Source organism: Clostridium sp. AN503, assembly GCF_040719375.1.
Lineage (GTDB): Bacteria > Bacillota > Clostridia > Lachnospirales > Lachnospiraceae > Brotaphodocola.
Map to the genome: position 1 here is coordinate 1,511,057 of NZ_JBFDTP010000002.1, position 26,756 is coordinate 1,537,812.

The 26,756-nt window shown below is 52.0% G+C and carries 21 protein-coding genes; 15 read left to right on the plus strand and 6 right to left on the minus strand.

Annotation, left to right across the window (positions count from 1 at the left end; translation table 11 throughout):
• Positions 1–25 precede the first annotated feature (25 nt).
• Complete coding sequence (locus tag AB1I67_RS14225) at positions 26–805, plus strand: ABC transporter permease (RefSeq protein ID WP_367030524.1); 780 nt, start codon at positions 26–28, stop codon at positions 803–805.
• A gap of 128 nt (positions 806–933) precedes the next feature.
• On the opposite strand, the gene AB1I67_RS14230 is transcribed toward AB1I67_RS14225, so the two are convergent.
• The gene (locus AB1I67_RS14230) at positions 934–1,974 is read right to left on the minus strand and encodes a beta-propeller fold lactonase family protein (RefSeq protein ID WP_367030525.1); all 1,041 of its coding nucleotides are present in this window, start codon (positions 1,972–1,974) and stop codon (positions 934–936) included.
• A 329-nt stretch (positions 1,975–2,303) separates the two neighbouring features.
• Between AB1I67_RS14230 and AB1I67_RS14235 the strand changes: the two genes are divergently transcribed.
• Both AB1I67_RS14235 and AB1I67_RS14240 read left to right on the plus strand, forming a co-directional pair.
• On the plus strand, positions 2,304–3,566 hold the full coding sequence (locus AB1I67_RS14235; RefSeq protein ID WP_367030526.1) for an SLC13 family permease: 1,263 nt from the start codon (positions 2,304–2,306) through the stop codon (positions 3,564–3,566).
• Positions 3,567–3,644: 78 nt separating this feature from the next.
• Entirely contained in the window at positions 3,645–4,538 is an 894-nt protein-coding gene (locus tag AB1I67_RS14240) for a LysR family transcriptional regulator (RefSeq protein ID WP_367030527.1), read from the plus strand.
• 85 nt (positions 4,539–4,623) lie between these two features.
• On the opposite strand, the gene AB1I67_RS14245 is transcribed toward AB1I67_RS14240, so the two are convergent.
• The gene (locus AB1I67_RS14245) at positions 4,624–5,520 is read right to left on the minus strand and encodes a PfkB family carbohydrate kinase (RefSeq protein WP_367030528.1); all 897 of its coding nucleotides are present in this window, start codon (positions 5,518–5,520) and stop codon (positions 4,624–4,626) included.
• Between the two features lie 152 nt (positions 5,521–5,672).
• Between AB1I67_RS14245 and AB1I67_RS14250 the strand changes: the two genes are divergently transcribed.
• The 6 genes from AB1I67_RS14250 to AB1I67_RS14275 all read left to right on the plus strand — a co-directional run bounded on the left by AB1I67_RS14250 (position 5,673) and on the right by AB1I67_RS14275 (position 11,698).
• Complete coding sequence (locus AB1I67_RS14250) at positions 5,673–6,779, plus strand: ABC transporter ATP-binding protein (RefSeq protein ID WP_367030529.1); 1,107 nt, start codon at positions 5,673–5,675, stop codon at positions 6,777–6,779.
• Positions 6,769–7,638 carry an ABC transporter permease gene (locus AB1I67_RS14255; RefSeq protein ID WP_367030530.1) on the plus strand — a complete coding sequence of 290 codons (870 nt, stop codon included), beginning with the start codon at positions 6,769–6,771 and terminating at the stop codon, positions 7,636–7,638. Before AB1I67_RS14250 ends, AB1I67_RS14255 begins: the two co-directional genes overlap by 11 nt.
• On the plus strand, positions 7,635–8,417 hold the full coding sequence (locus AB1I67_RS14260; RefSeq protein WP_367030531.1) for an ABC transporter permease: 783 nt from the start codon (positions 7,635–7,637) through the stop codon (positions 8,415–8,417). The genes AB1I67_RS14255 and AB1I67_RS14260 overlap by 4 nt, the downstream gene beginning before the upstream one ends.
• 24 nt (positions 8,418–8,441) lie before the next feature.
• Positions 8,442–9,518 (plus strand): spermidine/putrescine ABC transporter substrate-binding protein, encoded by a 1,077-nt coding sequence (locus AB1I67_RS14265; protein ID WP_367030532.1) that lies wholly within the window; start codon positions 8,442–8,444, stop codon positions 9,516–9,518.
• A gap of 19 nt (positions 9,519–9,537) precedes the next feature.
• The gene (locus tag AB1I67_RS14270) at positions 9,538–10,848 is read left to right on the plus strand and encodes an amidohydrolase (RefSeq protein ID WP_367030533.1); all 1,311 of its coding nucleotides are present in this window, start codon (positions 9,538–9,540) and stop codon (positions 10,846–10,848) included.
• Between the two features lie 394 nt (positions 10,849–11,242).
• Positions 11,243–11,698: a hypothetical protein gene (locus AB1I67_RS14275; protein WP_367030534.1), complete on the plus strand. Its 456-nt coding sequence runs from the start codon at positions 11,243–11,245 to the stop codon at positions 11,696–11,698.
• A gap of 100 nt (positions 11,699–11,798) precedes the next feature.
• On the opposite strand, the gene AB1I67_RS14280 is transcribed toward AB1I67_RS14275, so the two are convergent.
• The gene (locus tag AB1I67_RS14280; protein WP_367030535.1) at positions 11,799–12,032 is read right to left on the minus strand and encodes an HPr family phosphocarrier protein; all 234 of its coding nucleotides are present in this window, start codon (positions 12,030–12,032) and stop codon (positions 11,799–11,801) included.
• Between the two features lie 261 nt (positions 12,033–12,293).
• On the opposite strand from AB1I67_RS14280, the gene uidA reads away from it, so the two are divergent.
• On the plus strand, positions 12,294–14,111 hold the full coding sequence (uidA, locus tag AB1I67_RS14285) for a beta-glucuronidase (RefSeq protein WP_367030536.1): 1,818 nt from the start codon (positions 12,294–12,296) through the stop codon (positions 14,109–14,111).
• Positions 14,112–14,175: 64 nt separating this feature from the next.
• On the opposite strand, the gene AB1I67_RS14290 is transcribed toward uidA, so the two are convergent.
• Genes AB1I67_RS14290 through AB1I67_RS14300 form a run of 3 tightly spaced genes read right to left on the minus strand, consistent with a single transcriptional unit; the run spans position 14,176 to position 19,615 of the window.
• The gene (locus AB1I67_RS14290) at positions 14,176–16,116 is read right to left on the minus strand and encodes a heparinase II/III family protein (protein ID WP_367030537.1); all 1,941 of its coding nucleotides are present in this window, start codon (positions 16,114–16,116) and stop codon (positions 14,176–14,178) included.
• A 15-nt stretch (positions 16,117–16,131) separates the two neighbouring features.
• The gene (locus tag AB1I67_RS14295) at positions 16,132–17,760 is read right to left on the minus strand and encodes an AraC family transcriptional regulator (protein ID WP_367030538.1); all 1,629 of its coding nucleotides are present in this window, start codon (positions 17,758–17,760) and stop codon (positions 16,132–16,134) included.
• Entirely contained in the window at positions 17,732–19,615 is a 1,884-nt protein-coding gene (locus AB1I67_RS14300; protein WP_367030539.1) for a sensor histidine kinase, read from the minus strand. The genes AB1I67_RS14295 and AB1I67_RS14300 overlap by 29 nt, the downstream gene beginning before the upstream one ends.
• A 258-nt stretch (positions 19,616–19,873) precedes the next feature.
• Between AB1I67_RS14300 and AB1I67_RS14305 the strand changes: the two genes are divergently transcribed.
• From AB1I67_RS14305 to AB1I67_RS14325, 5 genes are all read left to right on the plus strand, one after another.
• Entirely contained in the window at positions 19,874–21,241 is a 1,368-nt protein-coding gene (locus AB1I67_RS14305; protein WP_367030540.1) for a sugar ABC transporter substrate-binding protein, read from the plus strand.
• 93 nt (positions 21,242–21,334) lie between these two features.
• Positions 21,335–22,408 carry a sugar ABC transporter permease gene (locus tag AB1I67_RS14310; RefSeq protein ID WP_367030541.1) on the plus strand — a complete coding sequence of 358 codons (1,074 nt, stop codon included), beginning with the start codon at positions 21,335–21,337 and terminating at the stop codon, positions 22,406–22,408.
• Positions 22,409–22,420: 12 nt separating this feature from the next.
• Positions 22,421–23,257, plus strand: coding sequence for a carbohydrate ABC transporter permease (locus tag AB1I67_RS14315; RefSeq protein WP_367030542.1), 837 nt, complete (start codon positions 22,421–22,423; stop codon positions 23,255–23,257).
• 54 nt (positions 23,258–23,311) lie between these two features.
• On the plus strand, positions 23,312–24,493 hold the full coding sequence (locus AB1I67_RS14320) for a glycoside hydrolase family 88 protein (protein WP_367030543.1): 1,182 nt from the start codon (positions 23,312–23,314) through the stop codon (positions 24,491–24,493).
• Between the two features lie 59 nt (positions 24,494–24,552).
• Positions 24,553–26,616: a heparinase II/III family protein gene (locus tag AB1I67_RS14325; RefSeq protein WP_367030544.1), complete on the plus strand. Its 2,064-nt coding sequence runs from the start codon at positions 24,553–24,555 to the stop codon at positions 26,614–26,616.
• Positions 26,617–26,756 lie beyond the last annotated feature (140 nt).

The window sequence follows — 26,756 nt, forward strand, 5'->3', positions numbered from 1 at the left end:
AACTGTCGCTAAAAAGGAGTTATTCATGAAAAAGAGTAAATCGCTGTTTCTTGTCACATTGCTGGTATATATCTTCCTGATCGGTCCGCTGCTTGTCATCATGGCGGCCTCCTTCAGCGATACCACCTACTTAAAGTTCCCGGGAGAGGGATTTACGTTCAAGTGGTATGAGCAGATCCTGAAGGTGAAGACCTTTGGAAGCGCAGCAAAATACAGTATCATCATCGCATTTGCCGCAACCTTTGTGGCCCTGCTTTTGGGCCTCCCGGCGGCCTATGCCTTAAACCGCTACCGGTTCAAGGGAAAGGAGTTCATCAAGGGACTTTTCCTGTCCCCGGTGCTGATCCCGGTGATTGTGCTCGGCTTCGTGATGCTCCGTTATGTGGTGAACCGGTTTAAGCTTCCGGCACTGCCCAGCCTGCTGATCGGCCATACGATCCTGTCGATCCCGTATGTGATGCGGGTGGTGACCTCCAGCCTGGCGAACTTTGATTTCTCCATGGAGGAAGCGGCCCGGATATTGGGGGCAGGCAATGGATATACATTTTTCCATATCCTGCTGCCGAACATCAAGTCCGGTATCGTATCGGCGTGTATCATGGCGATCATCAACTCCTTCAATAACGTATCCCTGTCTGCGTTTTTAACCAGTGCGGGGGTGACGGTGCTGCCGATCGAGATGATGGCTTATGTGGAATACCACTTTGATCCGACGATCGCGGCTCTGGCGACGCTCCTGATGGTGATCACCCTGGGAGTGATGCTGGTGATCGAGAAGACATTGGGGCTTAAGAGCGTGGTTTAATACTTTAGATATAAAATGCAAAAGGTCAGTAGATGGATTCATTGGGAATGCATCCGCTGACCTTTATTTTTGCAGTTCTGTTTTGTAGCAGCCGGAATTGCGGCAAGAGATTTTATGGACAACTGATCTTATAAAAAGCTAATACATACAGGACTTCCTGTCCCGATGATGTTCAGTGTAGGAACCAGGCTTCCCGTAACTGGGTCAAACCGGAATTCCACGATGGTATCGCTGTCCTCGTTTGCAACATAGCAGTTTCCATTTGGTGCAAAACAGAAGAACCGCGGAGTTTTGCCAAGGCAGGGAAAAAATCCTGTATTTTTCAGATAGCCGGTCAGTGGATCGATCCGATATACCGCCATCAGATCCGTGTAACGGTTTGAGACCAGCACGTACTGCCCGGACGGGTCTACCATGACTTCGCTGGCGTCGGAATAGCTGGTGATGGTTTCTGGTACGGTGGTAAGCTCCTGCATAGGGCATAAGGCTCCGTCGGCATTGTCAAAACGAAAATAGAGCACTTTGTTGCCCTTTTCCTCACACATATACAGCCAGCGGTTGTTTGGATGAATGGCGGCATGGCGGGGTTCGTCCCAGGTCCGCGCAAGGAACCGGTCTGTCTCGGTGAAAACTCCGGAGTTTTCATCAAACTTCAGCGCTCGCAGCTGCCCGTAGCCATGGATGCGCCCCTGTGCGCAGGCAAACAGATAGGAACCGCTCTGGTCCCACAGGCACTGGTGGACTGTGGAGACGCTCCCTTCCTCTTTGCCTTCAAATGTGAAGGAGGAAATGATCTCTCCCAGGCTCCCGTCCTCTCTGCGGCGGATCGTATACAGAGTACCTCCCTGAAGGGTCGCGACAATGACATGGCGGTTATCCTTTGATACTGTGATATCCACTGGATTTTTACCGCCGATATCAATGGTATTTAAATGCTTCAGCGTACCGTCTTCAAGACGCTCATAGCTGGATACCAGGGTCAGATCCCCGTGTACGCTGTATAAGTACCGATGTTCCCGGTCGAAACACTGGTAGCTGGGGTTTTCCTCTGTAAAAAGGCACTGTTTTTCCTTCCAGCGTCCGTCAGGCAGGATCTCATATACCATCAGGCCCCGTCCCCGCGCATTGCGGGCTTTGGTTGTCCGACATCCCACATAAGCATATTTCATGTTTTCATCCTCCTTGCATGGCCGTCCCGGTTCGTCCGGCCGGTTCTGTCTGTATTATAAACAGATTGTATCAGGAAGTAAAATTTGTTTTTTTGTATGACGCAATAGGCTGTCAGGAAGCGTAGAACTGGTAAGCTCCGGCTATATTTGGACAGTGTGCATAACTGCGGCAGAATATAATTGTAAAAAATCACTATAGCGAGAGGGCGCGCAGGCATTTTGAGGCTATCACGCCATATGGAAATACATATTTTACCGGATAGTTTTTTTCTGATAGGATTAAGCCATGAAAGACATGTCTGTGAAAGAAACGGTAAAGGAGAAGGAATATGAATATGGCAGTGATTTCACTGATCGCACTGGCTGGGGCGATCATCATCGGGTTTCTCATGAAAGTAAATGTAGGGATCATCTCAATTGGGTTTGCATATGTGATCGGACTGGCTTACGGGGTACCGGCCAGCAAGATCATGGGGGGATTTAGCGCATCCATGGCGCTGACCATGATCGGCGTTTTATACCTGTTTGCAATTGTGAACAATAACGGGACACTGGAGGTGCTGGCAAAGAAGATTACCGGTCTGGCCGGAAACCGGAGGGGGCTTTTGTATATCGCCATGTTTATCATCGGAGCCATATTATCGGGAGTCGGTCCTGGCGCGATCCCTACGCTTGCAATCGTTCCGGTATTGGCGATCCCTGTGGCCTTAAAGGCGGGGATCAACCCGATCCTTCTTTCGCTCATCGGACAGATGGGTGCACAGAGCTTCCGCATGAGCCCGATCACGCCGGAAGCGATCGTTGTCTCCGGACTGATGACGGAGCAGGGCCTGGAGGGGAGCACGGTCCCAGCCATGTGGTGCCTGCTGGTGACGGAGCTTGTAATGATAGCGGCATCCTTCATCTTCTTGAAGGGATGGAGGTTCCGTACACCTCTTGTTGAAATTTCCACGGAGGAAAAGCAGAAATTTACCGGAAAGCAGATCCTGTCCCTTCTGGGGCTTGCGGCAATGATCCTGGGTGTGGTGGTATTTGACTGCAATGTAGGCCTGATCAGTTTTGTGATCGGCACAATCCTTGTCATCTTGAAATGTGGTGACGACCGTCAGGCTGTCAAGTCCGTGCCATGGAACACGATCCTGCTGGTGCTTGGCGTAGGTGTCCTGATGAATATCGTGAAGCTTGCAGGCGGTGTGGATCTGCTCGCCGGTTCCATTGCGGCGTTCTGCAGTGAACGGACTGCTTCTCCCCTTATGTGTGCGGCAGCCGGGGCCATGTCTTTCTTTGCCTCGGGGTTGGGCGTTGTGTTCCCGACCATGATCCCTACCGTGGGGCAGATTGCCTCAGGCTTAAATGGAGTGAACCCGGCGGAGCTGATGTCAGCGGTGGTGATCGGCGGGACTGTAACCGGTTTTACTCCAATCTCCACAGCCGGTGCTCTGATCCTGGCAGGCGTTTCCCAGTTTTCCGGTATGGAGGATCAGTATCCGCAGAATAAAATGTTCATGGAACTTTTTGTGGTGGCATTCCTATGTATGTTCATCAGTGTTATGCTGGCATGGCTGGGAGTTTACCGGATGATCTGCGGATAAGAAAGGATGCCGTTGACAGCCATTTTCGAAATCTGTTATACTGTGACCACAGGAAGGACGATGTTGGAGGTGGCTGTTTTGGATTTCAAACAATTACAGTATATGATAAAAGTGGCGGACTGCCAGAATATTACCAGGGCAGCGGAGCAGCTCTATGTGTCGCAGCCGTCCCTGAGCAGTTTTATATCCAAGACGGAGGAGGAGCTGGGGGCGAAGATCTTTAACCGGACCACAACGCCGCTTACCCTTACCCAGGCGGGAGAGCAGTACATAAAGACTGCCAGGATGATTCTGGCCCTTCAGGGGAAGCTGAAACAGGAGATTGATGATTTAAACCACTGCAGAGAGGGTGTGATCCGGATCGGGCTGTCTGATATGCGGGCAACTTCACTGCTGCCTTTTGTACTGCCGGAATTCAAGCGTCTATATCCCAACATCAAGATCCAAACCGTGGAATCCAGCAGCCGGAGTGTGGAGGACAATGTGCGCAGCGGTGCGGCGGACATCGGGATCATACCGCTGTTTCAGGCCAGCCCGGAATTTTCCGTGCGGGTGCTTTATCAGGAAGAACTCTTACTGGTTTCTTCAGATGAGCTGCCGTGCAGCCGGGGCGTGAGCCGCCCCTGGGTGGATCCGGAAGTTCTGGACGGGAAGGATTTTATTTTGATGGGGGAGAAGAGCCGGATCCGAAAGGCGGTGGAGACGGTTTTCCTGGAGCATGGCGTCAAGCCGCGCAGTATCCTGGATTCTTCCAATAATATGACGACTTATCTTGTGGCGACGACGGGTATGGCATTGACGGTTGTGCCGGAGGCGACTGTGCGGATGATGAATCCGATCCGTATCCCCCGGGTCTACAGCATAGGGAAATCCGGTTTCCGGTGGGATATCGGGGCGATCTGGAGGGAGGACATGGTCCTCTCAAGCGCGCATCAGCAGCTGTTTAAGATATTGAAGAATTGCGGGATATAACTGAGATCATGGCATGTAAGATGCCGGGCTTCCTTCCGAGATGCTGTGGAAGGAAAGGCCCGGCATTTGTTGTGGTTTACAGTGTTTACAGTGGGGGAAGCAGCTCCGGCGGAAGGGAAGATCCCTTAACGCCAACTACAGCCGCCGCAACCCGGTTGGCATAGGCGATGGAATCTTTTAAGGGCATGTCCTTTGTCAGACAGGCGATAATGGTCCCGATATGGGAGTCTCCTGCGCCGATGGTATCCACTACATGCTCTGCGGGAGATGAGGGGACCAGATAGCTGTCTCCGGTCTTTTCCAGACAGTAGGTACCCTGGCCTCCCAGGGTGATGATCACGGTGTTGCCGGTGACGGAGTGCAGGCAGTCCGCCGCTTCCTGATAGCTGGCACATCCGCTTAAGTCCAGGGCCTCCTGCTCATTGATATGGAGAATGGGTTTCAACGCCATCATGCGGCGGGTTTTGCTTTTTTCGATCAGGACGCCTCTGGGGCCGGGGGCATAGCAGACCTCCAACTGGGGATGCGCTTCTAAGTATTCGATCAGATTGATGCCGGTGGGTTCTTCGATCTCCAGGCCGCAGATATAGGTGAGCCCGTAGTTGTCGGCATTATAAGGCTCCATCCAGGACTTTTGGAAGGTGTACTCCACTCCATGATAGGACATAAAGGTGCGTTCTCCGCCCGCTTCCACCAGACAGTAGCAGCAGCCGTTCTCTTTTTCCGGGACCCGGACAGCCACCGGAACACCCAGCTGTTTTAACTGCTTTGCCACATAGTCCCCGTAAGTGCCGCCGCCCACCGGGCTGATAAAAGTGTGGCTGGCTCCTAAAAGCCTCATAATATAAGCTACGTTGTAGGCGCAGCCGCCCAGGGCCATGGACTGGGAAGTGGGGCGGATATTCTCCTCTGTCACTGGAAGGTGGTCGATATTGATAATGACATCCACACAGGTGGAGCCAATGATAAGTGCCTGTTTCATAAATTCCTCCGCTTTCGTTTACTTGTACAGACCTATTATACGATGCTGCGGAGAAATCTTCAATTAGAATCTTACAGGATCGGGTTTTCGTTTCCATATTTTACAGTTGGTAAATTTTGTGGTACAATTGGGAGGAAAAAAGGAGGCTGGATGTGGCTGATATTATATTGGAATTGAATCAGATAAAAAAGAGCTTTGGAGAGACGGAGGTGCTGCGGGGCATCAGCCTTTCCATTGAGAAAGGTGAGTTTATCACATTTTTGGGACCGTCCGGTTGTGGGAAGACAACCACATTAAGGATCATAGCGGGTCTGGAAAGCCCGGACGGAGGCCAGGTGCGACTGGGCGGCAGGGATGTGACCGGGACAGAGCCGGATAAACGGAACGTCAATACCGTATTCCAGAATTATGCCCTGTTCCCTCATATGAACGTGGCTGCCAACGTGGGTTATGGCTTAAAGCTTAGAAAGGTCCCGAAGAAGGAGATTGCGGAACGGGTAGGCCAGGTTTTGGAGCTGGTACAGCTGTCCGGCTATGAAAAACGGATGCCGTCAGAGCTTTCCGGAGGCCAGAAACAGCGGGTGGCGATTGCCAGGGCAGTGATCAATAACCCGGAGGTACTTTTGCTGGACGAGCCGCTGGGGGCGCTGGACCTTCAGCTCCGCCGCCAGATGCAGGTAGAGCTGAAGCGGCTTCAGAAACGTCTGGGGATCACCTTTATCTACATTACCCATGACCAGGAGGAGGCGCTCAACATGTCGGACCGGATCGTAGTCATGCGGGACGGACAGTTTGAGCAGATCGGTACGCCGGGAGAAGTGTACGACCATCCCAGGACCAGCTATGTGGCCAGTTTTGTGGGCGCCGCCAATATTATAAAAGGCACGCTCCTTGGCCTGGAGGGCGGGATTGCCAGGATCTCCACGGAGGCAGGCGCGGCCTGTGCAGCTGTGACGGAGGGACAGACCACGTTCTTAAAGCCGGGACAGCCGGTCACCGTTGCCGTCAGGGGTGAGAATATTATTTTGAAGGAACCTGCTGCCGGGGAGGGAAGCTTTTGCGGGCTGAGGCTCACCGTGACAGAAAAAAGCTTTGCGGGCGGTATGCTGCGGATCAGCCTGGACGGAGGCTCGCTGGGAGAGCTGATATCCAGCCGCCAGGGGATCAACAGCTCGGTGCACCCGGGAGATAAGGTGTCAGCAGTCTGGGATGCAGAGCATGCGGTTTTGGTGGATCTGGAGGAACAGGATGTCAGATAATACAACAAAGAAAAAGAAGGACTGCTGGTGGGTCACAGTGGCTCCGCTGTATCTGTTTACCATAGTTTTCGTGGCGCTGCCCATTGTCTATCTGATCGTGCTCAGCTTTATGACACGGGCGCAGACGTGGGGAGTTGTAAATGAGTTTACGTTTGATAATTACAGGAAGATCTTAAACCCGGTCTATCTGAATACGTTTAAGGAGTCGTTCATCCTGGCGGTGCTGACCACCCTGTTTACACTGGTGATCGGATATCCCTTCGGATATTTCATGGCGAGGCTTGAGAAAAAGGCCCGCAGCCTGATGATGCTCCTGGTGGTGATCCCGTTCTGGACCAGCGCCCTGATGCGGATGTATGGCTGGATCATCATTTTCCGCAGCAATGGGATTCTGGATAAGCTGCTGATGAGGCTGAACCTCACAGCTTCCCCGCTGAAGCTTTTGTATTCCTATCCGGCTGTGCTGGTGGGGATGATCTATTCCCTGCTGCCATTTATGATCCTTTCCGTCTATTCCAGCACGGACAAGATGGACTGGTCTTTGGTGGAGGCTTCAAGGGATCTGGGAGCTACCCGGCTCCAGGCATTTCTGACGGTTACCGTGAAGATGACCCTGCCCGGTATCATGTCGGGCGTGGTTCTGGTGTTCATACCGTCCATGGGGCTGTTTTTTATCGCTGATATCCTGGGCGGCGGCAAGGTGATGCTGGTGGGCAACTTGATCCAGAACCAGCTGCAGAGCGGCCGGGACTGGCCCTTTGCGGCGGCGCTTTCGGTCATCCTTATGATCTTTACCTCGGTTATGATCTGGCTGTACCGGAAGGTGACCAGAGTAAAGGAACTGGAGGGACTGCTATGAGAAAAAAGAAGCTTCGTCTCTCCTCCATTTACCAGGCGGCGCTGCTGGTGCTTATGTATCTTCCGATCGTTGTGGTGGTAGTGTACTCCTTTAATGTTTCAAAAAATACGACGGTCTGGGGCGGAGTCACCCTGGACTGGTATGGGAAGATGATGAATAACCGCGGCCTTTTGGAAGCGCTCAGAAACAGTCTGGTGCTGGCAACCTTAAGCAGCCTGCTGGCCGGTGTCATCGGCACGCTGGGGGCTGTGGGTATGGCACGGGTAAGCTTTAAGAGCAAGGGGGCTGTGGAGTACATATCCACACTGCCGATCATGATCCCGGAGATCATTCTGGGTATGGTGTTTATGGCGTTTTTTGCCATGCTGAGCCTGCCTTTCGGGATGCTGACGCTGGTACTGGGACACACTACCTTCTGCGTTCCTTATGTGTTCATGATGGTGAAGTCCAGTCTGGTCGGCATCGACAAATCACTGGGGGAGGCGGCGAAGGATCTTGGCGCTTCCGAGCGCCGGGCTTTCTGGGATATCACCCTGCCGCTTGTGGCTCCGGCTCTGGTATCTGGTATGCTGCTGGCTTTTGCCATGTCTCTGGATGATGTGGTCATCAGTATCTTTGTGACGGGCGCCAGGACCAATACGCTGCCGATCCGGATTTATACCCAGTTGAAATCCGGTGTCACTCCGGAGATCAATGCACTCTGTACCATTATGCTGGTGGTGACGTTTGTGATCGTTTTGCTTTCCAGAGTCATTGGAAACAGAAGAAAAGCCTTTTAAAGAGGGAAGAAAGAGAGGAAAATTATGAAAAAAAATAAAAGACAGCTGGCTGTTTTTATGGCGGCGTTACTGTGTGCCGGAAGTTTGTCTGGCTGCGGCAGTGCGGGGAGCACTTCTGATGCAAAGAAGGATGCCGGTGAACTGAATATATATACCTGGGCGGAATACGTTCCCCAAGACGTGATAGACGGGTTTGAGCAGGAGACCGGGATCAAGGTTAATTATACCAATTTTGAGGCTAATGAGGAGATGCTGGCTAAGCTGGAGACCAGTAAAGGCGGCGACTATGATATCATTATCGCTTCCGACTATATCATCAAGCTGGCAGCGGATGAAGGGCTGGTGAAGGAGATTGACAAGGCAAAGGTCCCCAATTTCCAGAATATTGATCCGGTTTTCCAGAACTTTTTCTACGACCCGGACAATAAGCTGACAGTGCCCTATGGGCCGGGGATCCCGCTGATCGTCTATAATCCTGACATGGTTACAGCACAAATCAGCGGATATGCATCCTTGTGGGACCCGTCTCTTGCAGACAGCGTGGCCCTGATGGACAGTGAGCGCGTCGTGACCGGTATGGCGCTTAAAATCATGGGTGAGTCCTTCAACACGGAGGATCCGGAGACGCTTAAAAAAGCCGGGGACAAGCTGATGGAGTTGGCGCCCAATGTGCGGGTTATGAGTCAAAACCAGACGCAGGATTTCCTGCTGAGCGGTGAGGTGAGCGCAGCGTATCTCTTTACGTCCCAGGTGGTTTTAGCTCTTTCTCAGAATCCGGATTTAAAGGTGGTATATCCGGAGGAAGGTTTGGGGTTCGGTGTGGACGCGGTATTTATCCCGTCCCAGGCTCCCAACAGTGACAATGCCCATGCTTTCTTAAACTATATCCTGGACGGAGAGGTGGGGGCGAAGATCTCCCAGCAGACCTACTATCTGTGCCCCAACAAGGCTTCCTATGAGTTTTTGCCGGAAGAATTCAAACAGAGCCTGATCATCAGCGCGGAGGATATTCCGAATGGCGAGTTTATCCAGGATGTTGGGCCGGAGGCAGCGGCGCTTCACGAGGAGCTTTGGACAAAATTTAAATCAGAACTGGATTAACGTATAAAAAGGAGAGGTCATGTATCAGAAGATAATGGAATATGCGCGGGAACTGGACGAGAAGAGCAGGAGCAGAAGACGGGATTTCCATAAGTACCCGGAAACTGCCTGGTATGAGATGCGGACTACAGCGATCATCGCGAAGATCCTGACGGAGTTGGGATATGAGGTTTTGATGGGCAGAGAGGTCTGCCTGGAAACGGAGCGTTTTGGGGTGCCGTCTGAAGAGGCGCTTGCGGCCCATGCGCAGCTTGCCCTCTCCCAGGGGGCACCGGAGGAATATATGACGGAGGAATTGCGCCAGGGTTTTACTGGTGCGATTGGTATCCTACGGTGCGGGGATGGCCCGGTGGTTGCGCTGAGATTCGATATTGATGCATTGGGGCTTATTGAGGAGGAGACGCCCGAACACCGGCCTTTTGTAGAGGGATTCTCATCCCGGAATCCCGGAATGATGCATGCCTGCGGGCATGACGCCCACGCCGTCATCGGGCTGGGTGTGGCAGAAGTGCTGATGAAGATAAAAGACAGCCTGCACGGGACTGTGAAGCTGATCTTCCAGCCGGGCGAGGAGGGCGCCAAGGGCGCCAGACCGATCGTGGCCCATGGGCATCTGGATGATGTGGACTACTTTGTTGGAACCCATATTGCCCCCACCAAAGGGCCTGACGACGGGGATGTGACCCCCGGGACCTGGGGATCTTTAGCAACCAGCAAATATGATGTGTATTTTTACGGACAGTCGGCTCATGCGGGCGGGTTCCCGGAGAATGGACGCAGCGCCATCGTAGCGGCTGCCAACGCGGTGGTGAACTTAACTGCGATCCCGCGCCACAGCGGTGGGATCTCCCGGGTGAATGTGGGTGTGATCCGCGGCGGCACCGGGCGGAACGTGATCCCGGACCAGTGCATGATGCAGATCGAGGTGCGCGGGGAGACCACGGAGATCAACAGCTATATGGATGAGCAGGCAAAACGGATCTGCCATGCGGCCGCAGATATGGTGGGCTGCCGTTTGGAGATGGTACCGGAAGGGTCTTCGGAATCCCAGCACAGTGATGAGGATTTCCTTGCCCATATCGCCGATGTGGTCCGGGAGCATCTGCCGCATCTGTCTGTCAGCAGCTGTGAGAATGCACAGAACTGGGGCAGCGAGGACATCTCCCTGATGATGAACCGGGTGCAGGCTCATGGAGGGAAGGCGACCTATATGCGGTCCATGACGGATATGGCGTCCGCACAGCATACGACGGCGTTTGATTTTGATGAAAAGGTGCTGGTAGATGGGATTGAAACCTTCTCGGCGATCGTGTATGATCTGATGAAATAAAAGATGAGGGATGCCGGTATGCAGCGGCATCCCTTTTCCACAGGCTGTTTTCGTTTGATTCTGTACAGTGGATTTGAGGCTGGACGCTGGAGGTTTTAAAGGTAGTTTAAAAATAATAGTTGTGCTTTACCATGCATTGTGGTATATTTATCTTACTTTTCGCGGAATTTCAATCCGTGCAATTGTTCAAAGCGGACTCCAGGTCCGTTCCGTGATGCCAGATTGGGCGTCTCATGCAGCGTATCGTCTGCAGTTTACCTGTTATTTCGTACAGATGGGAAGGGGGAGCTGCCTGTTGAATGTGAAATAGTGAAAATGCAAAAATTAATCTTGCAAACAGTAAAACAGATGAATTATACTAGAAGATACCTGAATGGAAAGTGAGGGGGATATTATGAGTAATGAAGAATTGTTGGAAAAGATATCCGTAATGCTGGATGAGAAGTTGGAAGAAAAACTGGAAGAGAAATTAGAGGTAAAATTAGAGAAAAAATTGGAAGAAAAGCTGGATAAGAAACTGGAAGAGAAATTAGAAGCAAAGCTGGAGGTAAAGCTGGAGGAAAAGCTGGACAAGAAGCTGGATGAAAAATTTGATAAGAAGTTTGACGAAAAACTGGACCGCAAGTTTGACGAGAAGCTTTCCCCGATCAAGGCAGACATCCGTCATATCAAGCTGAAACTGGAGAACGAGGTAGAACCTAACATACGCCTTCTGGCAGAGAACTACGTGCCGGCAGCGAAAAGGTATGAGACGGAAGTGGAAAAGCTGGAGACAATGAGGATGGATCTGGAGCTTGTGAAGAAGGTGGTCGCAGACCACAGTGTAAAGCTCCAGAGTCTGGTTGGATGATATGAGAATGAATTATGCTCCTTGCAGTGAGGGTTATAAGGTGATAACCCTGCCGTCAGGGAGCATTTTTATGTTTAACAGTGTCTGTATTTCAGCAGTATCAGGCAGCAAAGGCGGTCAGGCGGCTGGTGATAGTCTGACTGTTTTCTTCTGAGGCATGGAGGATCAGTTCCACTTCTTTGTTGGAAGCTACTGCCATAACGCCCATCAGGGATTTTGCATCCACCACGATATGCCCGTAGCGGATATCGGCATCGAATGCGCAGTCTTTTATCAGGTTTACAAAATTCAGAATCTGTTGTGTTTCACGGAATTTCAATTTCATATGGATCATAGCAGGACATTCCTTTCTTTCAAATATAAAATAATAGGGGGATATGGCAGATGCCCTGATGTGACGTCCTGTTGTCCTCTGCCTGTATGTATCATAGCACAAGAACTGATTTCTTTGCCATGTAAAATTTTTGTAGGATTATGTAAAATCTCCGGATTGGGGAAAACGATACATTTTACAGATTCTAAGTGAGAAATTCCATGTTCCGGACATGGCGGCCGCAGTATAATAAACCTGAATACGAAATAAGGAGAGCTTGCCATGTTATATCCGAAATCAAATGAAGTCCGGGCGGTACTTGACTTATCCGGTATCTGGGATTTTAAGCTGGGGGACAGCAGTGACCCGGGTACCATCTGTGAAAAACCGGAGCATATGGAGCCAATCGCAGTCCCGGCATCCTACAATGACCAGAAGGACGATCCCGGATACCGGAATCATTACGGCTGGGCCTACTATGCAAGAACGCTTACAATTCCTGCCTGTTTCCGTGGTCAAAGGCTGGTGCTTCGCTTCGATGCAGTAACCCATCATGCCAGGGTATATTTAAACGGGACCTTCCTGACAGAGCACAAAGGCGGTTTTCTTCCCTTTGAGATAGAGATTACAGAGTATGTCTCCAGGAAAGGAAGCGCAGAACTTCTGATTGCTGTGGATAATCGGGTAAACCACAGCACTTTGCCGGTGGGCAATGAGGGAAGCACGGCATTTTTTGGATCAGATAATCCCGGGGTGCCTGGTGTGGAGGCGGCAAAGCGCTGGAGGGCGCCTCAGAATATGCCGAATTTCGATTTCTTTAACTATGCTGGCATCAATCGCCCGGTGCGGGTGTACACCACCCCGGCAGAGTATATAAAAGATATTACGATCGTGCCGGATATCGATGGGGCAGACGGGATTGTACATTATGAGGTGCAGACCGGAGCAATTGCGTCCAGAGTGAAGGGGGTATCTCCTGTGGTGACGGTTGAGATCCTTGACGCAGCGGGACGGATCGTGAAAACGGCTGTGGGAAGCAGCGGGACGGTAAAGATCCATGATGCCGAGTTTTGGTATCCCTATCCGGGCACCCCTTATCTCTATACGGCGAGGGTCCGCTATGGGGAGGACTGCTATGAGGAGCAGTTCGGCATACGCACGGTAAAGGTGGAGGGAACCCGGTTCCTGATCAACGGCGAGCCGTTCTACTTCAAAGGCTTTGGGAAGCATGAAGATTCAGCGTTCCACGGGAGGGGACTGGATCTGTGCCTGGATGTGAAGGATGTGAATCTGATCCACTGGCTCCATGCCAATTCCTTCCGGACCAGCCATTATCCTTACGCGGAGGAGCTTTATGCCCTGTGCGACCGGGAGGGGATCGTGGTGATCGATGAGACTCCGGCTGTGGGAATCGGAGCCGGGGAGAACCAGAACCCATATGAGACATTTTCGATCCGTGGACATCATGAGCAGGTCATCCGCGACATGATCGCCCGTGACAAGAACCATCCCTGCGTGGTCATGTGGTCCATGGGCAATGAGCCGGATACCGAACATTTCCCCCAGTCGGCCTATGATTACTGGCATTCCCTGTATGAGCTGACTCACAGTCTGGATCCGGCGGACCGGCCTGTCACCTTTGTCTGCTGTCAGAACAATTATGAGAAGGACATTGTGACGCGGACCATGGATGTGGTGTGCATCAACCGGTATTATGGGTGGTACAATCTGTCCGGAGATCTGGAAGCGGCGTGCTATGGGCTGAATCAGGAGCTGGATTTCTGGCAGCAGCAGGGAAAGCCTGTGATGATCACCGAGTACGGCGCTGACGCCATTGCAGGGTTCCATCAGACTGTCCCGGAAATGTTCAGCGAGGAGTTCCAGATGGAATATTATGCGCGGCAGAACGCGGAATTTGACAAGCGTTCTTTCTTTATCGGGGAGCATGTTTGGAATTTTGCGGATTTTGCTACCGTTCAGGGATGTATGCGGGCTGATGGCAATAAGAAGGGACTGTTCACCAGAGATCGGAGGCCCAAGATGGCCGCTCACTATTTCCGAAAACGTTGGGGCGGGATACCGGATTTTAATTATAAATAGAATAGTAAGGGCAGCTGGAAGGTGAAAGCATTACCGAAAGATTCACCTGCCGGCTGCCTTGTTTTTATGGAAGGATATGAAGCTGGAGCTGATCCTGAAATGAGATCAGTATTCTCCAGAGATCATGCTTCCAGGCTGTCTGGAGACGCTGATCCGTGATGGGGAGGCGCTCTAAGGATACTTCCGCTGCACCCTTAACGCAGACACGACCCAATTGCCCGATAATAAGGCGCTTCGTATCAGGATCCCATACCGGTTCTTCGTATGTGATCAGGGAGAGGACCGGGGTTAAGGGACCGCAGACTGCCCGGTCTGTTATGGTGATTCCTTGTCCATGCTCTATTTGTACCTGCCTTTTGTAGGAATGTACGCGCCTGTCAGGATAGGCGTCTGCAAGCTCCATTTTGATCCAGGCGGTATCCGAATCAAAATGGTATTCTACATCTCTGGCGGCATATAGGGGACCATGGTGCTCCATGGCGCCTATAGAGCCGGTCCCTGCAAAATCTGTTACATATCCATAGGGCAGGGCTTTTGCTTCCTCCATCCCGCATCCGGTAAAGGTGGGAAGGTTGTGGTACTGGGACTGCATGGTCCAGATCTCATAGCGCTGCGGGGAGAATGTTTTTTTCTGATAGGTCTCCACACCGATATCGATGAAAAGAGGTTTCCCGTCCTGATACAGGGTGAAGCTTCCCGTATCATTGTGGTTGTGGCTGTCGTCATTGTCTCCGGCTTTGACTGCCAGGCAGAAGTGATCATCACGAGCTAAAAACAGGCCGACGCTGGGATAATAAAGTCCGGACATCGCCGCCGCATCGGTGGTTGGATGGCCTTCTGACGTGGAATCATCTTTGTTTGTGGGAAGATCCTCAGCTGAGGTCATCCTGTGGCGGTAAGACAGGATCTCATCATGGCAGAACACTGCCAGAAGGCGGTAGTAAAGATTGTGTTCACCGGCCAGGAGCGGATCATCGTCCTCACAGTAGTCGTCAGCAGCCAGTTTCATCAGCTGTGGATTACCGGTCCGTTTACCGAACAAGAACTCCCGCGCGTTGCAGCGCCCGGCGACGGGGGAGCAGTCGGCAAAGTTGATGTAATAGGGGCCGGACACATGCACGTTCTGGATGTAGGCGGCAATGTTGCGTATTTTAGGTTCCTGATACAGCTTAAAAAAATGTCCCTCTGTCATCCCGTTTAGGATCTCCATGCATCCGAACAGGCACAATCCGGCATGGCGGTAATACTGGGCGCCTTCGTCACAGCATCCGTCGTCTCCGTATTCGGCGAGAAAGTAGTCTATGCTCTGACAGGCTTTTAAAAAAATTGCTTTTTTCTGTTCTTGCTTCAGGTCTGAGAGAGCGGCAGCCAGAAGCACATTCTGAGTGCACCAGGCAGTCCAGTTGTTCATGTGGCTTTTTCCGTCACCCATCCACCAGAAATGTTCTGTGAGATAGGGAGTGAAGATCCGGCGGGAGAGAGTGTCGTTTACCATGGTTTTTACCGCAGGGCTGAATGCATCCAGGGCCGGTCCTAAAAGAAAACAGGACATCGCCAGTACTGCGCCGGTTTCCGCCGCAAACAGGTCAATGACCGGACGGGTCACATCCGGAAGCAGAAGCTGGGGCGTGTCGCGGATGTAGGAATTGTGGGCAGGCAGCTGCCAGGCGGATTCCTCACAGATAAGGAAGATTCCATTGAGGATGTCATCCAGGAAATTTCCGCCGTTCTGCACACATTCCCCAAGTACCAGAGTATTCAAACGTGTCCGCCGTTCAAACTGCTTGTCCTCATATCGGGTTCGGTTGCCGGTACGGGAGAAGTCCAGATAGTCGGTGGCGAGCATGACTGGCCAGACTGCCGGGCAGCAGGCCTGTGCATGCTCTACCAGCCGGGATTTAAGCTCTGCATCCAGATTCCCCCATGCAGCTCTGTCATCAATGGGCGCGGCGGGAAGGAAGGGCAGGAACGGTTGGTCGTATTGTTTGGCAAGTTCGGTAAACATAGTCTGTCTCCTTTATTATGAATGATCATCAGGAAGGTCCGGGAGCTCCATGTGGGACTGGATATATTCACGCGGGGAAATCCCCTCCACCTTCTTAAATACTTTGCTGAAATAGAATGCGCTCTCAAAACCGAGCTGATCGGCAACCTCATAGATCTTGAGATCCTGCTCCAAAAGAAGCGTCCTGGCGCGGGCAACTTTTTTCTGGGTGATGTATTCTGTAAATCCGATGTTGCAGGTTTTTTTAAACAGGGCGCTTAAATAGTTGGGGCTTAAGCCGAAGACCGCCGCCACGTCATTTAAAGAAAGGCGTTCTTCTACATGGTTGGAAATGTATTTCTGTACATTGGAGATCACATGGTCCTTGTAGGTCCGGCGCTTGTTTTTCAGCGTATCGCACAGGCCGTCCCGCAGGGTGTTCAGCCATTTGATGACCTCCAGGATATTCTTCATCTTGTAGATGGAGCGGTAGTTGTCCGGGTAGGCGACGAATATTTCTTTCACCGTATCCTCGCCGTCGGGAAGCAGGGACAGAGCCAGATATAAAATATTGCAAGCCGCATCCACAGCCTGAAGGATACGCTGCGGATTGGCGTTAAACAGCTCCGTGATCTCTGTCAGAGTGCTGTAGAGCACATCCGTATCGAACTCCTCAAAGGCCTTTGTCAGAGAACCCTTGAACAGGGAGATATTAAACGCATTCCGGTAGGAATCCTCCGTGATCCGTGAGAATGGGATTACGGGGTTTTCGACATCTGCAAGGTTGAAGGCCTGACGGGCCTCCTGATAGGATGCGCTGATCTTTAACGGGTCGTCCACCGCGCTGCCGGTGCCGATGGAGAGCCATACATTGAAATAGTTATGTACCATGGAGCAGGCATTAAGGAGCGCCTCCCGCACCGCAGCCAGATCTGCTTCCTCCATAGTGCGGAAATGATAGATGACTGCGAAATGGATCCGGTCCAGCGAGATCACATAACAGGGCACGTGCTTGCCCAGGATCTCCTGTATCATCTGCAGGCTGCTGGAATAAAGGTTCGCTTGCTTGGCGGAATCCATATCCCCCGGCATATTGCTGTGGATCTCCCCATGGGAAGCCAGATAGCAGCGGTCCGAAAAATCCAGCTTCAGATCCCGGACCTGGATCTGGAACTGTTCCCGGCTGTCAAATAAATTGTGCAGAAGACGCATAAAGAATTTGTCGTGATAGCTCTGTAAAAGCGGACGCCCTTCTTCGCGGCGATAAGCTTCGCTGGCTTTTAACTGGGCCAGCCGTTCCAGGGCGCGATGGACAGAGGCCTCCAAAGAAGCGGCGTCTAACTCCAGCTTGATCAGATAGTCCACCACCTGATAGGAGAGGGCCTCCCGTACCAGCTGGAATTCCTCATAGCTGGTCAGTACAAGAAACAGCGGGATCGGTCCAAATTCCTCCCGACAGGTTTTGGCAAGCTCCAGGCCGTTCATGATGGGCATTTTAATATCCGTGATCACAAGCTCCGGGGCATATTCCCGGATCATCTTAAGGGCCTGTTCTCCGTTCATGGCAGTGCCGCAGACCTCAATCCCAAGATCAGGCCAGTTCAGCATGGATTTGATGCCGATCTGCACTAGTGGTTCATCGTCTACGATCAATAGTTTCATCATTTTCTTCTCCCCTCACTGTCCGGTAGGGCAGTGTTATTTTCATGGTTGTGTAGGAACCGGGTACGCTTTCTATGGTAATGCCGTAGCTCTCCCCATAATCATATTGGATCCGCCGGTTTACATTGCTGATGCCGATCTGCCGGAAAAAGTCGGCAGAGGATGCGGTGTCATTCCGAAGGACTTTTTCGATGGTCTCATGACTCATGCCGATGCCGTTGTCAGTGACGGTGATGTACAGCTGCCGGCTTCCGTCCGAAGAGATCTGTTCCTCGGCACGGATCACGACCCTGCCGGCACAGCCCTTTGGCTCAATCCCGTGGAACAGGGCATTTTCCACAATGGGCTGAAGGGTGAAGCGGTGGATCAGGCAGTCTAACAGCTTCTCATCCTCAATCTGGTATTCAATGGTGATGCTGCCGCCGTACCGGTACTGCTGGATCAGAAAATAATCCTTCACCAGGTCCAATTCTTCCCGCAATGGGATCCGGGCTGCTGTTCCTTTCGCCACGTTCTTCATCAGGCGGGCAAGGGCGGTGGTCATCTCCACGATCCCGGAAGCGCCCTGGATCGTCGCCATCCACTTGATGGAATTTAAGGTATTGTAGAGAAAGTGCGGATTGATCTGACTTTGCAGGATCTGGTACTCTAAGTCCTTTTTCTGTTTTTCATCCTCCACCTTTTTATCCATCAGGGAAACGACGTTTTCCGCCATCCGGTTGATCCCACGGCCGATGTTGCCAAACTCATCCGGCCACTCGATGGAAGGGTCATTTCTAAAATCCCCCTGGGAGATCTCCTGGATCTTCCCCTGCAGCTTCTGGACGGGTCCGCCTATCATCCGGTTCAGCAGAAGATAGAGCAGCATACCGGTCAGGCCGATAAAGAAAACGATTCCTGCGATGATGAACGTGTAGACCTGACGCTGGGCTGTGTAGGTGTTTTCTGAAAGCACATGGGTGATGGTCCAGCCCAGGCTGCCCAAAGGGCAGGTGACGGCGGTACGCAGAGAGCCGTCAGGGAATCGGACTGTATAAGCCGACGTTTGCTCGTTGAAGGTCTGTCCTTCCAGCAGGGAAACCTTGGAAAGGCCGTTGCCGGATTCTGTGAACTCACCGTTTAAGTACTGATAGGTATGGCTTCCTATGGTAATAAAGAGGGAAGAATCTTCTTCCAGAGGAAAAGCCTTTAAGTAATCGGCGATGAGCCGGTCGGAGACGGTTATGTAGGTCCAGCCGATCATGTCGGTGTTGTACTGGCTGTAGATGGGCCGGACAATGGGCAGAAACAGCGGCTCGTCCGAGATGAGGAGCGGGTCAGGCTTCAGCCCGTCCCACACATAGCCGGGGGCGGAGAGGAGCTCGTGAAAGAAGTCCTGCTCATACAGCATATCCGTTACGGTGGAGGAGCTGGATGCATAGGTGTCCGTGATCTGCAGATAGTTGCGGTGGTTTGCCGGTGATACGATCACACGGGCCATATAATCTGCGGAGTGGGTGTTGTAATATTCCTCTTTCAGCCTTTCATAAGTATTCAGGGCCACTGCGCGCAGTGCATAGTCTTTGGAGGAAATGGAGGGCATCCTGTTCACATCTTTGAAGGATTCCAGGAAATGGCTGATGCTTGTATTGGAGCCGCACCACTGGTTAAAACTCAAGATATTTTCCATATCGGCAGATACATTGTTGGAGACAACCTGGAGGTTGAACTCCGCGGATTGGATCTCCGCTTTCCTTAAAAAGGACTGGAATGTTTTGTAACAGACCATGACCGTGATCGCGGTGATCGCCAGGGTGACGGCGGCTGTGATGGTCATGATCTTAAGCCGGATGCTTTTGGGAAACAGATTCTTAAACATAGGGAAAACCCCCTTTCGTCGTCATAATTATCATAGTATTGCCGGATATTTTTGTCAAATGAATACAATCGGAAAAATTTACTGTATCTAATAAAAAAGTATATCTTTTTTAAGGTTTTCGTTATAATGGAGTGGAACGAACGGAAATAATGAATCTTTTTTAGTGAAAATTCCATTCAACAGGGAGGGGCAGTCCTCTATAATAAAGACATAACAAACGTGTTGCACAAACGCGTTGAAGATTAGGAGGAAGAAGTTATGATGAAGAAACGTTTGGTAAGCCTTGCGCTGGTTGCCGCTATGTCAGGAAGTCTTGTGGCCTGCGGCGGAGGCAGTGCCTCAACTGATACTACGGCGGCGCCGGCAGGTGATACAAAAACTGCGGATGCTGCAACTACAGCGGCGGCAGATACTGCTGCCCCTGCCGCAGACGGACAGACCGTCCTGCGCTGGGCCATGTGGGACAAAGACTTGACGGTTTATTACCAGCCGCTGATCGATGCGTTTGAGGAGGCCAACCCGGATATCAAGATCGAGATGGTAGACCTGGGAAGCTCAGACTACCAGACCGTTCTGGCGACGCAGCTGACCGGTTCCGGCTCCAATTTTGATGTGGTAGCCATCAAGGATGTGCCCGGCTATACCACCCTGGTGAACAAAGGGGTGCTGGAGCCGCTGGATGATTATATTGCAAAGGACGGCGTGGACCTGGCTGCATTTAAGGGGCTGACTGATCAGATCACCGTGGATGGAAAGCTCTACGAGCTGCCATTTCGGAGTGATTTCTGGGTAATGTATTACAATAAGGATTTGTTTGACGCGGCAGGGGTTGCATATCCCACCAATGATATGACCTTTGAGCAGTACGATGAGCTGGCAAGGAAGCTGACTGTGGACGTACCGGGACAGGAAGTATACGGCGCTCATTATCATGTGTGGAGAAGCGCGGTACAGCTGTTCGGTATCCTGGACGGGAAGAACAGCATTGTAGACGGAACCTATGATTTCTTAAAGCCTTACTACGAGATGGTGCTCGCAGAGCAGGAGGACGGCGTCTGTCAGGATTATGCAACACTTAAGACCTCCAACCTGCATTATTCCGGTGCATTCTCCCAGGGCAACGTAGCCATGATGAATATGGGAAGCTGGTTCATCGCAACCCTGATCGAGAAGATAAAGACCGGTGAATATACAGATTGTGCAAACTGGGGCATGGTAAAATACCCGCATGCTGACGGCGTTGAGCCTGGTTCTACACTGGCAACCATCACATCCCTGGGAATCCCGACTACCACGTCCAACAAAGATGCAGCGTGGAAATTCGTGAAGTTCGTGTGCGGCGAGGAGGGCGCTGACGTCCTGGCTTCCACCGGGACGATCCCGGCTCTGATGACCGACGACATTGCAGAGATGATCTCCTCCATCGACGGGTATCCGGCTGACGAAGGCAGCAAAGAGGCGCTGCAGACTGCCAATCTGTATCTGGAGATGCCGGTAAATGAAAAGAGCTCTGAGATTGAGACCGTTTTAAACGAGGCGCACGATAATATCATGACCGGCAATATGACCATTGACGAGGGCATCGCGGACATGAACGAGAAAGTAACTGCGATCCTTGGGCAGTAAACAGAAATACTAAGAAAATCATCATAAGACATGGCATCAAACTGGGGCAGACGAAACAAACTCGTCTGCCTCATTTAAAGAAAGGCAGGTATTATGGGAAAGAATAAGAACGTGGACCCGGCGGAAATAAAGCGCAGGCTCGCGGTGCTGGAGCCGGAGCTGGAGCGGCTCAAACAGGCTGCGGACGCCGAGACGGATCCGAAGAAAAAATTAAAACTGGGCGTAAAGATCGACAAGACGCGGGATAAGATCCGACAGGCCAAGACAGGAGAGCGTTTCAGCCGTCAGGCGAAGCGGGATATGGTGGCTTACACCTTTATTGCGCCGAACTTCCTGGGTTTTGCCGTCTTTACCCTGGGGCCTGTGATCTTTGCATTTATCCTGGCGTTTTTAAAATGGGACGGCAATAACCCCATGCAGTTTGCAGGGCTTGCCAACTTCGCCCAGATGATCGGCAATAAGCGGTTCACCGCCGCCCTGGTCAACACCATCGTCTACTGTATCGCTACCGTGCCCTTTACGCTGGCGGCAGCCCTGGGGCTGGCGGTTCTCTTAAACCAGAAGATCAAAGGACGCAATTTCTTCCGTACCGTCAGCTTTTTCCCCTATGTGGCTTCCCTGGTAGCCGTTGCGGCGGTCTGGAACATGCTGTTCTCCCCGGCCAAGAGCGGCCCGGTGAACATGATCCTCTACAATCTGGGCGTGGCGGCCAAGAGCCTTCCCAAATGGTCTGCGGACAAGGACTGGGTCATGTTTACCGTAGTGCTGTTCTCTGTGTGGAAGAATATGGGATATTATATGGTGATCTACTTAGCAGGTCTTCAGGGCATCAATGGAGAACTCTATGAGGCGGGCAGCCTGGACGGCGCCAACGCGTGGCAGCGGTTCCGCTATATCACCTGGCCCCAGCTTCAGCCCACAACCTTCTTTGTCACCATCATCCTGACCATCAACTGTTTTAAGGTATACGACATTGTGTATATGCTGGCCGGCGGCGGCACCGGGGTCCTGAACGAATCCTCCATGGTGTTGGTGTACCATATTTATGAAGAAGCATTCCGCAACTGGAACTTGGGCTATGCAAGTGCGGTAGCCATGGTATTGTTCCTCATTGTTCTGGCCATCACCCTGGTCCAGTTCCGTGGGGAAAAGAAATATGCAAATTAGGGAGGAACCGAGATGAAGATAAAAAATACAAAAACAAAGACATTCCGGGTCATCCTCTATGTGGTCCTGCTGGCGCTTGCTGCGCTGATGCTGGTACCGTTTGTATGGATGCTGTCGGCTTCCTTTAAGCTGGATAAGGACGTATTTATTTTCCCGATCCAGTGGATCCCGGAAAATCCCCGGTGGCAGAACTATATTGATATCTGGCACAAGATCCCGCTGTCGAAATTCGTGCTGAACACTACGAAGCTGACTCTGATCGTGACCTTTCTTCAGCTTCTCACCAGCAGCTTTGCGGCATATGCCTTTGCCAAGCTGGACTTCAAGGGGAAAAATCCCCTGTTCCTGGCATACATAGCTACCATTGCCGTGCCGTGGCAGGTTTACATGGTTCCGCAGTTCATCATGATGCGTTCCTTTGGACTGGCGGATACCCATCTGGCGATCATCTGCCTTCAGGCATTTTCAGCCTTTGGCGTGTTTATGATGAAGCAGTTTTACGAGGGGATTCCCACAGAATTGTGCGAGGCCGCCCGGATCGACGGCATGACCGAGTACCAGATCTGGTACCGTATCATGCTCCCGTTGTCAAAACCGGCGCTGTCCACCCTGACGATCTTTACGTTTGTAAACACGTGGAATGACTTTTTAGGGCCGCTCATTTACCTTACAACAGAGTCGAAAAAGACGCTTCAGCTGGGACTGCGCATGTTCATAAGCCAGTTCGGTTCCGAGTATGGGCTGATCATGGCGGCTTCCGTGCTGAGCCTGATCCCGGTACTGTTCGTGTTCTTGTCCCTGCAGAAATATTTTGTAGAGGGTGTGGCGGCTTCAGGGGTCAAAGGGTAATGGCGGCTGACACATGCTCCATTGCACAAAATTGACGAAAGGACAGGTAGTAATATGAGTTGGATTGCACTGGAAAGCTTGGAACAAAAGCCGGAGATCACGGTAGAGGAGGTTTTAGAGGCACTGGATATGGCCTCCGCCCAGGTGATCCGGAATCTGCCCCGGTTCACCCATAAGTTTCAAAAGGCCTACAGCGAACAGGGCTTCTATGAGCCGACGGACAATGTGGACTGGACGCCCGGCTTCTGGACCGGGGAGATCTGGCTGGCCTACGAGCACACAGGGGAGGAGAGCCTTAAAAAGGCCGGGGAGATCCAGATGGAGAGCTTCCTGCACCGGATCGATCATAAACTGGATGTGGAAACCCATGATCTGGGCTTTCTGTATTCTCCGTCCTGCGTTGCCGGATACAAACTGACGGGCAGCCAGGTGGGGCGGGAGGCAGCCTTAAAAGCGGCGGCGGAGCTGCTTGGCCGCTTCCACGAAAAAGGAGAATTTTTACAGGCATGGGGGTCTTTAGATGCGCCGGACAATTACCGGCTGATCATCGACTGCCTTTTGAACCTTCCGCTGCTTTACTGGGCTACGGAGGAGACGGGAGAGGATCGGTTTAAAAAAGTAGCAGAAAAACACATTCATACGGCCCTTGCCAATGTCATCCGTCCCGACTTTTCCACCTGGCACACCTTTTTCTTCAACCGGGAGACCGGAGCGCCGGACCATGGGGCAACCTGCCAGGGATACCGGGACGGTTCCGCCTGGGCCAGAGGACAGGCGTGGGGCATTTATGGGACCGCGGTGGGCTATCGTTATACGGAACGGGAATCCTACATTCCGCTTTTTAAAGGCGTGACGGAATATTTCCTGCGCCATCTGCCGGAGGATCTGGTGCCGTTCTGGGATCTGGAGTTTGGGGACGGGGATGACCAGCCGAGAGATTCCTCCTCCGCCTCCATCGCTGCCTGCGGACTGCTGGAAATGGCAAAGTACCTGGAAGAAACGGAAGCTGCGTACTATACCGGGATCGCCAGAAAGCTTGTAAAGGCCCTGGCGGACAACTATGCGGTGAAGGACCCGTCCATCTCCAACGGCCAGGTCCTGCACAGCACCTATTCCAATCATTCGCCCTATAATACCTGCAACCATTATGGGGTGGATGAGTGTAATATCTGGGGAGATTATTTTTATATGGAAGCGCTGACGAGGCTTCATAAAGACTGGAACGTATACTGGTAACAGAATGCAGCGCGAACGGCGAACTGAAATGGCAGCACAGGAAAGGCAGAGAATATAGTATGATGACAAAACAGGAGTTTTTTGCCCGTGGCAACGAGTATTTCTTTTTTGACGATCCGGCGGCAGTGGCGGCGTATTGCCGTGAGTACTGGCCTGAGGACTGCGCTCATATCATCCGGGTAGCGGACGAAGTGTGCAGGAATTATTTTTTATTCGATCTGGAGCATGACCTGGAACGGACCTGGGAACCGGTGGTGTTTGATCCGGAGGGAGAGGTGGACTGGGGATATGTGCCGGGAAACGACCCGGAATTCACCTTTCAGTTTAACCGGCACCGTTTTTTTATCTGTCTGGGGCAGGCTTACTGGCTGACCGGGGATGAGAAGTATGCCAGGCATTTTATCCGCCTTTTAAAGAGCTGGCTGAAAAACGAGAAGCGGACGCCGGAGACGGAAAAGACCACATGGCGGATCCTGGAAGCAGGCATCCGGGGAGAATTCTGGGTGAAAGCCATCCGGTATTTTAAAGACAGTCCCAGTCTGGATGACGCGACGGTGGATGCGTTCTGGCAGTGTCTGGTGGAGCACGCCGAGTTTATTATCCAGATGCACTCCCCTTACCGCTATATGAGCAACTGGGGCGTGCTGGAGAATCACGGCCTGTTTGAGATCGGGATCGCCATGCCGGAGGAGGAGAAACGGGAGCGGTATACCCGGATCGCTCTGGAGCATTTGGAGGCGGAAGCCAGGATGCAGATTCTGGGGGACGGTGTACAGTGGGAGCAGTCGCCCATGTATCACAACGAGGTCCTTCACTGCTATGAGGATGTGCTGATTCTGGCTTCCCGCAATGAGATCGCTGTTCCGGATACGATCCTGGCAGCAGTCCACAAGATGGCGTATGCAGACCTGGCCTGGAAAAAACCGGATCACCACCAGTTTTTGATGGGAGACAGCGATGATATGGATATCCGCGATTATATCAGTGTGGCGGCATATCTGTTCAAAGATCCGATCCTGAAATACGGCGGTTATGAACGGCTGGATTATGAGAGTGTGTGGGATCTGGGAATTGAGAGCGCAGTAGTTTATGAAAAAATGGAGATCCAGGAGCCGGACTTTCTCTCCATGGCATTGTCGGACAGCGGCAACTACTATCTGCGGGAGAGCTGGGCTGAGGACTCGAACCTGTTACATTTCCATTGTGGGACCATGGGCGCGGGGCACGGGCATTCCGACAAGCTCCACGTGGATCTGGTGATCTGCGGGGAGGATGTGCTGACGGATGCTGGCCGCTGTACCTACGTGGTGGGAGAGGGGCGATTTGATTTTAAAGACCCGCCTGCCCACAATACGGTCACGGTGGACGGAAAGTTTTTCACGGTAAATAAAGATTCCTGGGAGTGCTCCAAGCTGTCTCAGCCTGTAAAAGGCCAGTATAAGTTCACGGACCGGTATGAGTTTTTACAGGGCGGACATCTGGGCTATCTGGATATGGAGCGGGGCGTTTTTGCAAACAGAAAGATCATCCACATCAAACCGGATATCTATATCATCATGGATGAAATGCATACCGGGGATGCGCACTCCTATGAACAGTACTGGAATTTCAGCGAACGGGGGACGGTATTTCTGGAGGAGAAAGTACCAGACGGGGAGAGCCGTGAGGGACGTGCCGTGCGGATGGCAGACTTTACCGGGAAAAGAGCGCAGGCGAGGTTTTTCTTTATGACGTCGGGAATTGAGGTGCATATGGATCAGAGCAGGATATCCCGACATTACAATCGCAGTGAAATGCGACAGCGCATCCGGGTCGGGTGCGAAAGCAGCGGTTTCACCTCATTGATGACCGTGATCCAGGGAGGCAGAAAAGGCCATCTGCCGGAATGCCGCGTCAAAAAAATACCAGTGTCCTCGGCTCTTAAGGGCATTACTTACCCGGATTCCATGGCGGAAGCCGTAAACATCCAGGTGGATGATCATGAATACGTTGTGATCATCTGCCACCAGGAAGTGAATTCACCGACAGATTTGGAGGAGGCGGACGGATGTATGGGATATGGGAATGTGATCGTGTTTGACAAAAAGCGGGAGAGGCTGGTTGGGACGGTTTTGCATTATTAGTTTGAAATGCGTGTATCCGGACGAATGAGCCGGACGGTTGGCGGATAACGATAAAATCAGTCACGGAAGGGGAGCAGGGGGATCTGTGGATTCGCTGTTCCTCTTTTACATTAGACGCCTACAATTAATCCCTATTTGGC

Bases quoted from the DNA above. Each gene is read 5' to 3' on its own strand.
- AB1I67_RS14260 (WP_367030531.1), top strand. From the start codon at position 7,635: ATGAGAAAAAAGAAGCTTCGTCTCTCCTCCATTTACCAGGCGGCGCTG.
- AB1I67_RS14295 (WP_367030538.1), bottom strand. From the start codon at position 17,760: ATGATGAAACTATTGATCGTAGACGATGAACCACTAGTGCAGATCGGC.
- AB1I67_RS14315 (WP_367030542.1), top strand. From the start codon at position 22,421: ATGAAGATAAAAAATACAAAAACAAAGACATTCCGGGTCATCCTCTAT.
- AB1I67_RS14235 (WP_367030526.1), top strand. From the start codon at position 2,304: ATGAATATGGCAGTGATTTCACTGATCGCACTGGCTGGGGCGATCATC.
- uidA (WP_367030536.1), top strand. From the start codon at position 12,294: ATGTTATATCCGAAATCAAATGAAGTCCGGGCGGTACTTGACTTATCC.
- AB1I67_RS14280 (WP_367030535.1), bottom strand. From the start codon at position 12,032: ATGATCCATATGAAATTGAAATTCCGTGAAACACAACAGATTCTGAAT.
- AB1I67_RS14325 (WP_367030544.1), top strand. From the start codon at position 24,553: ATGATGACAAAACAGGAGTTTTTTGCCCGTGGCAACGAGTATTTCTTT.
- AB1I67_RS14225 (WP_367030524.1), top strand. From the start codon at position 26: ATGAAAAAGAGTAAATCGCTGTTTCTTGTCACATTGCTGGTATATATC.
- AB1I67_RS14265 (WP_367030532.1), top strand. From the start codon at position 8,442: ATGAAAAAAAATAAAAGACAGCTGGCTGTTTTTATGGCGGCGTTACTG.
- AB1I67_RS14230 (WP_367030525.1), bottom strand. From the start codon at position 1,974: ATGAAATATGCTTATGTGGGATGTCGGACAACCAAAGCCCGCAATGCG.
- AB1I67_RS14275 (WP_367030534.1), top strand. From the start codon at position 11,243: ATGAGTAATGAAGAATTGTTGGAAAAGATATCCGTAATGCTGGATGAG.
- AB1I67_RS14255 (WP_367030530.1), top strand. From the start codon at position 6,769: ATGTCAGATAATACAACAAAGAAAAAGAAGGACTGCTGGTGGGTCACA.
- AB1I67_RS14290 (WP_367030537.1), bottom strand. From the start codon at position 16,116: ATGTTTACCGAACTTGCCAAACAATACGACCAACCGTTCCTGCCCTTC.
- AB1I67_RS14305 (WP_367030540.1), top strand. From the start codon at position 19,874: ATGATGAAGAAACGTTTGGTAAGCCTTGCGCTGGTTGCCGCTATGTCA.
- AB1I67_RS14245 (WP_367030528.1), bottom strand. From the start codon at position 5,520: ATGAAACAGGCACTTATCATTGGCTCCACCTGTGTGGATGTCATTATC.
- AB1I67_RS14270 (WP_367030533.1), top strand. From the start codon at position 9,538: ATGTATCAGAAGATAATGGAATATGCGCGGGAACTGGACGAGAAGAGC.
- AB1I67_RS14310 (WP_367030541.1), top strand. From the start codon at position 21,335: ATGGGAAAGAATAAGAACGTGGACCCGGCGGAAATAAAGCGCAGGCTC.
- AB1I67_RS14300 (WP_367030539.1), bottom strand. From the start codon at position 19,615: ATGTTTAAGAATCTGTTTCCCAAAAGCATCCGGCTTAAGATCATGACC.
- AB1I67_RS14320 (WP_367030543.1), top strand. From the start codon at position 23,312: ATGAGTTGGATTGCACTGGAAAGCTTGGAACAAAAGCCGGAGATCACG.